At 49.2% G+C, this 9138-nt stretch carries 9 protein-coding genes and 1 pseudogene; all 10 read left to right on the top strand.

What is annotated here, in order from left to right:
• A pseudogene (locus H8876_RS04540) lies at positions 1–233 on the top strand (hypothetical protein); the annotation flags it as partial.
• Positions 234–306: 73 nt separating this feature from the next.
• Complete coding sequence (locus H8876_RS04535; RefSeq protein ID WP_249286712.1) at positions 307–1563, top strand: M16 family metallopeptidase; 1257 nt, start codon at positions 307–309, stop codon at positions 1561–1563.
• A complete protein-coding gene (gene dut / locus H8876_RS04530; RefSeq protein WP_249286711.1) occupies positions 1553–1981 on the top strand; it encodes a dUTP diphosphatase in 429 nt (142 codons plus the stop codon). Before H8876_RS04535 ends, dut begins: the two co-directional genes overlap by 11 nt.
• A gap of 36 nt (positions 1982–2017) precedes the next feature.
• Positions 2018–3058, top strand: coding sequence for a catalase (locus H8876_RS04525; protein ID WP_346727837.1), 1041 nt, complete (start codon positions 2018–2020; stop codon positions 3056–3058).
• Positions 3055–3240 (top strand): catalase-related domain-containing protein, encoded by a 186-nt coding sequence (locus H8876_RS04520; RefSeq protein ID WP_249286709.1) that lies wholly within the window; start codon positions 3055–3057, stop codon positions 3238–3240. The genes H8876_RS04525 and H8876_RS04520 overlap by 4 nt, the downstream gene beginning before the upstream one ends.
• A gap of 102 nt (positions 3241–3342) precedes the next feature.
• Positions 3343–4338 (top strand): deoxyguanosinetriphosphate triphosphohydrolase, encoded by a 996-nt coding sequence (locus H8876_RS04515; protein ID WP_249286708.1) that lies wholly within the window; start codon positions 3343–3345, stop codon positions 4336–4338.
• An 86-nt stretch (positions 4339–4424) separates the two neighbouring features.
• A complete protein-coding gene (dnaG, locus tag H8876_RS04510; RefSeq protein ID WP_249286707.1) occupies positions 4425–6212 on the top strand; it encodes a DNA primase in 1788 nt (595 codons plus the stop codon).
• A 21-nt stretch (positions 6213–6233) separates the two neighbouring features.
• Entirely contained in the window at positions 6234–7442 is a 1209-nt protein-coding gene (rpoD, locus tag H8876_RS04505; protein WP_249286706.1) for an RNA polymerase sigma factor RpoD, read from the top strand.
• Between the two features lie 15 nt (positions 7443–7457).
• The gene (locus H8876_RS04500; protein WP_249286705.1) at positions 7458–8270 is read left to right on the top strand and encodes a tRNA (adenine(22)-N(1))-methyltransferase; all 813 of its coding nucleotides are present in this window, start codon (positions 7458–7460) and stop codon (positions 8268–8270) included.
• Positions 8257–9123 (top strand): Nif3-like dinuclear metal center hexameric protein, encoded by an 867-nt coding sequence (locus tag H8876_RS04495; RefSeq protein WP_249286716.1) that lies wholly within the window; start codon positions 8257–8259, stop codon positions 9121–9123. Before H8876_RS04500 ends, H8876_RS04495 begins: the two co-directional genes overlap by 14 nt.
• The last annotated feature ends 15 nt before the right edge of the window (positions 9124–9138 follow it).

Raw genomic sequence — 9138 nt, 5'->3', positions numbered from 1 at the left:
CAGGGCGCAGCCAGCTTTGCAGGATCGAAGAGGGGATCGATATGATCCTAAAGGAGCAGATGTGTTTTTCGCGAAGCTCTCTGGCGATCGATGGACGAGATCTGATGGCAGATGGCGTGCCGGCAGGACCTGAGCTGGGAGAGATCCTGGAGCAGCTTTTGGAACTGGTGATCGAGGAAGAACTTCCCAATGAGAAAGAGGCTTTGCTGGAAAAGAGTCGGCAAATTCGGTGAAATCTTCGGATGTTCGTCACAAATTTTTCGCGTGATGTGGTAAAATAACAAGGTATGAAAGGACGAGAATGATATGGTTACAATAAAAAAACTCAACTGTGGGACTACAGTGATCATGGAAAAATCAGAGCGTGTCCAGTCAGCTGCACTGGGCATCTGGGTGAGAGCCGGCGCTTCTGATGAGTGGGACGAGGTTTCCGGTGTTTCTCATTTTATTGAGCACATGATGTTCAAGGGTACGAAAAACAGAACGGCGAAGCAGATCGCGGAGGATGTAGATAAGATCGGCGGAGTCTTCAATGCGTTTACCGGTAAGGAGGCGACTTGCTATTACATCAAGACGCTGTCGTCGAACATCTGCAGAGGCGCAGAAATTTTGCTCGATATGCTGACTGGTTCGAAGTTCGATCAGGAGGAAATGGACCGGGAAAGACAGGTCATCTGTGAGGAGATCAAGATGGTGAAAGACACGCCTGATGATGACGTGTATGACACGATCTCGGAACTGGTAGCGGGTGGAAATCCTCTGGGAAGAAGTATTCTGGGAACGCCGGAAAGTCTTGCGGGGATCGACCGGAGCAGGCTGGTGGATTATCGGGATCAGATGTATGCCAGAGACAGTATCGTGGTGGCGGTCGCCGGAAATTTTGATGAGGAGGCGATCGAGGCGATCTTTGAAGATCGATTGACGTCGCTGCGTGATAAAAAGCCGAAGAAGGAGATCCAGCTGAAGCCGTATCAGCAGAGTTTCAATGTAAAGGTGCGCGATATCGAGCAGACTCATATCTGCCTGGCAACGCCGGGTATCGCACTGGATGATCCGCGGTATTACGCGTTTGTGCTGCTCAACAGTATTTTTGGCGGAAGCATGAGTTCGCGTCTGTTCCAGAATATTCGGGAGCAGAAAGGACTGGCATATTCGGTATGTTCCATGAATCTGTTTTCCAGCTACTGGGGATTTTTTAGCATTTATGCAGGGGTATCCCCGGAAAAAGCGGAGGAAGCGCTGGATGCGATCCATTACGAGCTGGATACATTGCGGGAAAGCGGTGTGACGGAAGAGGAACTGGCTATGGCGAAAGAGCAGATGAAGAGTTCCTATATCTTTGGGCTGGAAAGTGTCAACAGCCGGATGTTTTCCATCGGAAAGAACAAGCTGCTTCTCGACAGAGTGTATGCCGAGGAGGAAGTGCTGTCTTCCTTTGATCGTGTCACGAGAGAGGATATCCGTGAAGTCGCTGAGATGATCGGCGATTATTCTTCGTACTGCGGCGCTGCTGTTACCGGCAGGGATTTTGATTTAGAAAGGATCGTAAAACATGGAAATTAAGATAAAGTCGGAGTCGGGGATCGTCCCGGCATATGAGACGGCCGGATCTGCCGGCATGGATATTCGTGCATATCTGAAAGAACCGGTGGAACTTCTGCCGGGACAGCGGGCGTTGATCCCGACCGGGATCTATCTGGAGATCCCTGAGGGCTATGAAGTGCAGATCCGTGCCAGAAGCGGTCTGGCCATCAAGCGCGGGATCGGTCTTGTCAATGGCATTGGAACCATCGACAGCGATTACCGCGGGGAAGTAAAGATCGCCCTGATCAACTGGGGCGACGAACCTTTTGTGATCAGCAATGGAGAGCGTGTGGCGCAGATGGTGGCGGCGCGTTATGAGAAAGTGGAATTTACCGTTGCAGAGGAACTTTCGGAAACGGAGCGAGGCAGCGGCGGTTTTGGTCATACAGGAGTGTAGGACTGGTGCAGACCTGCACGAAAACCGTTTGGCGAGATCATCGATCATGATAATAACTGGCAAAAAAAGATCTGTCGCATATACTACCGTGAGGTGGTGTTTATGACAGATTTTTTATTGGTGGAACAGCTGCATCGGATGATGGGTGAATTGCCTCGTCCACGTTTGATGTACCGGAAAGGGATCGGTATGCGGGGATATTTTAAAATCTATCGATCCTTCAAGGAGTATACGAGTGCGGATATTTTTTGCGAGATGGACCGGTCGTTTCCGGTGCGGGCGCGGTTTTCGGCTCTGCTGGGCGATGGGGGAACGGCGGACACCAGGCGGAATATCAAGGGGTTCGCCGTGCGATTGTATTCGGGGGCAGGCGAGTATGATGTGGTGTGTTCGAGCCTGCCGGTGTTTTTTATCAACAGAAGCAGGGATTTTCTGGAGCTGGCAGAATCCATGAGATGCCGCACATGGTTTGATGGGATTGCCTTTGAAAAGTTCTGGCGTTTTGTTATAAAGCATCCGGAAGCTCTCCACTGTGCGCTGCGGCTGTTTTCAGGTGAGGGACTGACAGCATCCTACAGGAGGATCTGCTGGTATTCGGTACATACATGCGTCTGGAACAATGAAAAAGGAGAACAGTTTCTGGTGCGATACAGGTGGATCCCTGAGGGAAATGATCGCAACGGTTTGAAGGAAGGAGATGATCGCATCGGGGAGGAGCGTATCATAGCAGATTTTATGGCAGGATATAACCCGGATGCGGCGCAGGATGATCTGGAAACTGCTGTGGCAGAAGGGGCGTTTCCGGCTTTTGAACTATGGGTGCAGATCATGGATGCCAGCTACAGCAGTCATCCGGAGTATCAGCGCAGGACCGTGTCCTGGAATGAAGCGATTTTTCCTCCAGTCCGGGCTGGTATCCTGAAACTGACAGAAATGGAGCCCTTGGAGCAATCAGAGAAACTGTGTTTTTCGCCTGGTCATCTGGGCCCGGGGATTTCATTGTGGGGAGATGAATTTTCGGATTTCGCGGATTACGCACATAAAGCGGGCGGTGCAGAAAGGGGAGTGCGCACATGAAGGAAATGATCCAGGCAGGTAATTTTTATGATTCATTAGAGGAAAAAGATAAAAAAGAACTGACGGAAGCCATTGCGGAGAGTCTTTTCTTTCAGGAGGAGGCTTTGCAGAAAGATGTAGTGACCCTTCTTGCAAAGGCAGATCTGCGGCTTGCATCTGAAGTGGAGAAGCGTCTTTTGTAAAGCTTTAGAAAAACATTGGGGAAACAGTGCAAAAGCTGGTCTAAACCGCTTTACAAGAGGGTTTGAGATGGTTATTATAAAGGGGAAGGAGGCAGAAAATCCATGATTATCAGAGAAGATTTAGAACAAAGAGAATTTGCAGTTCTTTCTGCCTGTGCAACGAAGGCGGCAGAAAGCCGGGGCAGGGTGCTCCCGGAAGAACAGTGCAGTATACGGACGGATTTTCAAAGGGATAGGGACAGGATAATCCATTCTAAAGCATTCAGACGTCTGATGCATAAAACACAGGTTTTTATTTCCCCGGAGGGCGATCATTTCAGGACGCGTCTGACTCACACCATCGAAGTGTCTCAGATCGCAAGAACGATCGCCAGAGGTGCAGGGTTAAATGAAGATCTGGCAGAAGCCATCGCCATGGGTCATGACCTGGGGCACACCCCTTTTGGACACAGCGGGGAAGCGGTTTTAAATGAGATCTATTCCGGAGGGTTCCATCATAATGAGCAGAGTCTGAGGGTCGTAGATGTTCTGGAATCCGGAAGCAGTTCCCGCAGAGGCATGAATCTGACTTACGAGGTCAGGGATGGTATTTTATGCCACACGGGAAAGGTGCTCCCGGTCACGCCAGAGGGTCAGGTAGTAAGAGTGAGCGACAGGATCGCATACATCAATCACGATATCGATGATGCGCTGCGGAGTGGTATCATCACAACGGATGATCTGCCGAAGGAATGCATCAGAGTCCTGGGAGACACTCATAAGAAGCGGATCGATACGCTGGTGCGTGACATGATCGAAAACAGTTTCGAAAAACCTCAGGCAAAGCTGAGCGAGGAAAAAACGCAGGCCATGAATGAACTGCGCAGCTATATGTTCCAGAATGTGTATCTGAACCAGAACGTAAAAAAGGCTGAAGACCTCAGCAAGGTACGGACGATAATCACCGTGCTGTTCACCTATTTTTCTGAGCATCCGGATCAGCTCCCGGCGGAGCTGGCTGCGATGCGTGGCGAGTTTCCTGATGAAGAACTTGCCAAGGATCACGTGGCAGGCATGACAGATCGATATGCGGTCAGTCTGTATGAAAAACTTTTTTAAAAAAATTCAAGAAATAAAAAAGGAAACAGACGTTTTTTGTCGTATATACAAGTAGGATGTGTTATTGATACAGAAGGGATATCAGGGTGAGCAGTCGAAACCAAACTAATATTGTGGATGAGATCAAAAGCAGGTGTAATATTGTTGATGTGGTAGGCAGGATCGTTCCGTTGAAAAAAGCCGGAAGCAATTACAAGGGAATTTGCCCGTTTCACAATGAAAAGACGCCTTCTTTTGTTGTATCGGAAACAAAGCAGATCTTCACATGCTTCGGCTGCGGCGCAACAGGAGATGTGATCGGTTTCGTGGAGCGGTATTACAGCCTTGATTTCAAAGGGGCTGTGGAGATGCTCGCCAAAGAATACGGTATCTCGCTGGAAGGCGCATTTCGAACCAGCAAAGACAAGGATGAATCATACGAGATCAATCGGCAGGCTGCTATGTTCTTTTTTCGCGCACTGCGGGAGAAAGCAAATCCAGGCTATACATACATGAAAACCCGTGGGATCTCCGAGGATACGATGAACCGGTTTGGGATCGGATATGCCGATGGGGAGTGGCGAAGTCTTTATGACTACCTTCTTCAGAAGGGGATCTCTGAGGACAAGCTGCTTTCACTGGGGCTGATTTCCAAATCAAATGACCGGTGCTTTGACAAATTTCGCAACCGGGTGATTTTTCCCATCATGAATACTGCGGGGAAGGTAATCGGATTCGGGGGCAGGATCATCGGCGAAGGAGAACCGAAATATCTTAATTCACAGGAGTCTGATGTATTTCAGAAGAAAAACAATCTATATGCTTTGAATCTGACCCGTAAGGATGTAAGCCGGGAAGATGCCATCATACTGGTGGAAGGATATATGGACGCAGTATCCCTGTATCAGGCCGGGATCCGCAACATATCGGCTTCGCTGGGCACGGCGCTGACAGAAAATCAGGCTCGTCTGATCAAACGTTACACGAAGAATGTGATCCTTTCATACGATGCCGACCAGGCAGGACAGAACGCAGCATTTCGCGGTCTTGATATCCTGTACCGGGAGGGCTGCCGGGCACGGGTCCTCAAGGTGACGGATGGCAAGGATCCAGATGAATTCATCAAGAAAAACGGCAGAAATGCATTTCTGGATCTGGTGGATCATGCGATACCATATGGAGATTTTAAACTTAACATGGTAAAGCAGCGATATGATATGGAGGATGAGCAGCAGCGGGTGGAGTTCATTCATGAGGCTGTGAGAGTACTGCAGAAGATGAATCCGGTCGAGGCCGATATCTACATCAAAAAGCTTTCAGCGGAGACGAGGATCTCCGAGGGGGCTATAAGATTTGAATACACTGGCAATACTAGTCAGGACAGTGGCGGATCCGCATATGAAGCATATGACAGGTCGGATCACAGAACGGAACGGTTTGGCGGTGATGGCAGATCCGGACGTGAGGATCTGGAAATGAGCCTGACAGAGCAGGATCTGATCAAGCTGATGCTCCGGGATGCCCAATACATGGAACTGCCGGCGGATGTAGCAGGACGGGCTTTCGTCAGTGATGCAGGAAACAGCCTTTACAGGGCTCTGCAGCAGATAGACCGGGGAAGCGGTCACGTAGATTACGACCGGCTCAAGGATTTTCTGGATGAAGATGCAGAAAAGTGTCTTGAGAAGCTTCGGAACGAGCTGGAAACCATTTCAGACGATAAATCGGACACGATTTTTGAAGACTGTATCCACTCTATACGGGCAAAGATCCTGAAAAAAGAGGAAGATGAGATCCTTATGCGGCTTTCCATGGCCGATGAAGAAGAAAATAAAGAAGAAATTATAGCACTGACACAGCAGCTTATGGAAATACAGAAAAAGCGAAGAAATTAGAAGGGGGCTTACGAATTCAATATGGAAAAGAAAAAAGCAACAAAACAGGCAGAAACAGAAAAGAATAACGGTGCAGAAAGTCATGTTCTGGACGATGCAGTGAAACAGAGCATCATCAAAGATCTGACGGAAAAGGCCGGAGGCAAGGGCAAGAAGACGCTGAGCTATACGGATGTTTCCAATCGTCTGGGCGATATCGATCTTGATAAGGATCAGATGGATGAAATCTATGACGCTCTGATCGGAAAAGGCATTGAGATCGTTATGGAAAATGAGCCTGATGATCTGGATCTGATGGAAATCGACGATGAAGATGTGGATGATCCGGAAGTTGATGCCGTTATCGCAGAAAACCCGGAAGCTAAGGAAATCGATCTGGAAGCCACTATTTCCAAGAATATTGCGGTAGATGACCCGGTACGTATGTACTTGAAGGAAATCGGTAAAGTCCCTCTTCTGACCGCACAGGAGGAGATAGATCTGGCAAAAAGGATGGAAGCAGGAGATGAGTATGCGAAGCAGAAGCTTTGTGAAGCCAACCTGCGTCTTGTTGTCAGCATAGCCAAGAAATATGTGGGTCGCGGGATGTTGTTCCTGGATCTGATACAGGAAGGAAACCTGGGTCTGATCAAGGCAGTAGATAAATTTGACTGGACAAAAGGATATAAATTCAGTACGTATGCGACATGGTGGATCCGTCAGGCCATCACCAGATCTATCGCAGATCAGGCGAGAACTATTCGTATTCCGGTCCATATGGTTGAAACGATCAATAAGCTGATACGCGTTTCCCGTCAGCTGCTGCAGGAGGAAGGCAGAGAACCGACCCCGGACGAGATCGCAGAAGAAATGGGCATCTCGGTGGAAAAAGTCCGTGAAATCCTGAAAATTGCACAGGAGCCGGTTTCACTGGAAACTCCGATCGGAGAAGAGGAAGACAGCCATCTGGGCGACTTTATCCCGGATGATGATGCTCCGGCACCGGCGGAAGCGGCTGCTTTCTCTATGCTGAAAGAGCAGCTGGTAGATGTGCTTGGCACTTTGACAGAAAGAGAACAGAAGGTTCTGAAGCTGCGGTTCGGCCTGGAAGATGGACGGGCAAGAACCCTGGAAGAGGTCGGAAAGAAGTTCGATGTTACAAGAGAACGTATTCGTCAGATCGAAGCGAAGGCGCTACGGAAGCTGCGGCATCCGACCAGAAGCAAGAAATTAAAGGACTATCTGGAGTAAGCAGGGAATATAGATATGATCAAGCTAAATGACAGACTGCAGATCATTGCAGAGCGATTAAAAGATGAGAAAACCATGGCCGATATCGGAACCGACCATGGTTTTTTGCCAGTATTTCTATTACAGAGTGGACAGTGTGATCGGGTGATCCTGGCAGATATCAGTGTGCCTTCTCTGGCAAAAGCGGAGGAAAACTGCAGACGGTACTTCACGGGAGAGTACGAAGAGTGTGCCGCACGTGCGGAGTTTCGCGCGGGTGACGGGCTTACGGTATTAAAACCGGGTGAGGTCGATGCTGTCGTGATCGCCGGAGTTGGAGGAAAACTGATCACGGAACTCTTAGAGCGGGACATGGAACATACCTGTTCTTTTCGAAAGTATGTTTTTCAACCGCGGATCGGACAGGGGATCTTGAGAAAATGGCTCTGCGACCACGGTTTTCACATCATTCATGAGGATCTGGTGGAAGAAGGTCATTTCATACCGGAAATCATTACAGCGATTTCTCCTGAAACAGCAGGATCGGCTGATGAAAAGAAAGACCCTGTGAAATGTCTGACGGAAGATGTTTTAGCATGTGCATCAGAGTCTGAACGGCAGATGGAGATCTTTTATCAGATCCCGCCGTGGATCGTATCGGCAGGCGGACCTGTGGAGGATTTTTTACTGCGTATGCTGGAGCGCGAACAGTCCGTTCTGGAACAGATCATGATGTCAAAGGAACGAAACCGGGCATCGGAGGAAATACGATGTGATAATATTTATTATTTAAAGGATCTGCTGAGGCAGGTTCGTGAGAGAGGGGCGATGTGTGATGGTGCGAAATGAGAAAAAAGGGATGACAGCCGGCGAGATCGCAGATAAGATTTGCGAGATCGCGCCGGAGGCTTTGCAGGAAACCTGGGACAACAGTGGATTTCTGGCTGGATCCCGGAAGCACCCGGTCACAAAGGTGCTGACCTGTCTTGATCTGGATTTTTCGGTTTTAAAAGAAGCGGAACGGTTGGGATGTGAAATGATCGTAACGCATCATCCGTTACTGTTTTCGGGGATCAAAAAACTTACGGACGAAGATCCGGCGGGAAGATTGATCCGTCAGCTGGTGCAGCATGATATCGCTGTCTATTCCTGCCATACACCGTTCGATAAGACAAAAGGTGGTAATAACGATGTACTGGCTGGCGTTCTGAAACTTTCTAATGTGCGGAATCTGGCAGGAGAAAAGGTGGGTTCCCCCGAGGATATGGTGATGCGCAAGGCGGAAGCGGATATTGGAAGATGCGGAGAATTCAGGCGGCCGATCAGTGTAGAAGAACTGGTGGAGCGTCTCAGCGAAGGTCTTGGTATTCGTCCGGAATCGATACGTATCGCGACAGGAGATCGCGAAGGAGCAGATGGATCGGAACTGCGTTTTCACAAAGCGGGATTATGCACCGGTGCAGGGGCAGATCTTCTGCCGATGGCGCAAAAGCTTGGATGCGATGTCTTTGTGACAGGAGATGTAAAATATCATGAAGCTCAGGAGGCTGCGGCGTATGGGATCTGCCTTATCGATGCTGGTCATTACGGGACAGAAAAGCTGTTTGGAAAGACGATGCAGTCTATGCTGACATCGATGCTGCCGGCTCGTGTGGAGGTGCTGGCTTCCGGTGTGGATCTGGATCCGTTTCAGCTGGGATAAGTGGTAGAGGAAACA

The organism is Lentihominibacter faecis, assembly GCF_014306095.1.
Classification (GTDB): domain Bacteria; phylum Bacillota; class Clostridia; order Peptostreptococcales; family Anaerovoracaceae; genus Lentihominibacter; species Lentihominibacter faecis.
The sequence above is the reverse complement of the archived record's forward strand: the minus strand, read 5'-3'. Positions and strand labels throughout refer to the sequence as shown.

Coding starts and splice junctions, on each gene's coding strand:
- H8876_RS04535 (WP_249286712.1), top strand. CDS start 307: ATGGTTACAATAAAAAAACTCAACTGTGGGACTACAGTGATCATGGAA.
- dut (WP_249286711.1), top strand. CDS start 1,553: ATGGAAATTAAGATAAAGTCGGAGTCGGGGATCGTCCCGGCATATGAG.
- H8876_RS04520 (WP_249286709.1), top strand. CDS start 3,055: ATGAAGGAAATGATCCAGGCAGGTAATTTTTATGATTCATTAGAGGAA.
- H8876_RS04515 (WP_249286708.1), top strand. CDS start 3,343: ATGATTATCAGAGAAGATTTAGAACAAAGAGAATTTGCAGTTCTTTCT.
- rpoD (WP_249286706.1), top strand. CDS start 6,234: ATGGAAAAGAAAAAAGCAACAAAACAGGCAGAAACAGAAAAGAATAAC.
- H8876_RS04500 (WP_249286705.1), top strand. CDS start 7,458: ATGATCAAGCTAAATGACAGACTGCAGATCATTGCAGAGCGATTAAAA.
- H8876_RS04495 (WP_249286716.1), top strand. CDS start 8,257: ATGGTGCGAAATGAGAAAAAAGGGATGACAGCCGGCGAGATCGCAGAT.